General features: G+C 70.2%; 1 protein-coding gene and 1 pseudogene. Both read right to left on the reverse strand.

Annotation, left to right across the window (positions count from 1 at the left end; all coding sequences use genetic code 11):
- Positions 1 to 324: pseudogene (locus ABD323_RS43325) on the reverse strand (site-specific integrase); the annotation flags it as partial.
- The gene (locus ABD323_RS43330) at positions 321 to 539 is read right to left on the reverse strand and encodes an excisionase family DNA-binding protein (protein WP_184917414.1); all 219 of its coding nucleotides are present in this window, start codon (positions 537 to 539) and stop codon (positions 321 to 323) included. The gene ABD323_RS43330 and the pseudogene ABD323_RS43325, both read right to left, overlap by 4 nt.
- Positions 540 to 660: the final 121 nt, after the last annotated feature.

Here is a 660-nt window from a genome sequence, read left to right on the forward strand (position 1 = left end):
CCGCTTGGCGCCGAGGAACGGGCCGATGTAGAGGCGCACGGCCGTCTCGTAGGTCGCGGCGGTGAGCGGCTTGAGGTTGACCTCGACCTCCTCCTTCAGCCAGAAGGCGAGGAACTGCTCCAGTGTCGGCGTGCTGGTGGCCACGGGGCCGGCCTTGGCCGCGGTGTGGAGCTTGAGCCACTTGTCGTGGACCTCGGTCCGGGTCTTGCCGTAGACGTACTTGCGGTCGCGCTTGCCGGTGGGCGTGGTCACCCAGGCGTAGGCCGCGAAGCCGTTGCGGTAGGGGTAGATGGACCCCTCGCCGTTGCCGCGCTTGCCACTCATGCGGCCACCTCCTCGGCGGTGGCGACGACGCGGGCGACGTATTCGTCGACCCACAGGGGCAGGATGCGGCGGTTGCGGCCGATGGCGACGGAGCGGATCTGGCCGGAGAGGACCAGCATCTTGGTCTTGGAGAGGCCGAAGCCGAGCATCTCGGCGACCTCGGCGGTGGTGTGCCACTTCCGCTCGATGACGGTCGTGGTGGCAGCGGTGGGCATGGAACTCCTCCCGGCGGCGCGTGGGCAACGCGCGGCCGTGGCGACTGTTGGGATGGGCGGTGGGTGGGTGCAGCTGCTTGTCGGTCCTCGGCGTTCGTAGCGCCGGGGGTCGGGCAGCGGG

Source organism: Kitasatospora nipponensis, assembly GCF_039528135.1.
Lineage (GTDB): Bacteria > Actinomycetota > Actinomycetes > Streptomycetales > Streptomycetaceae > Kitasatospora > Kitasatospora nipponensis.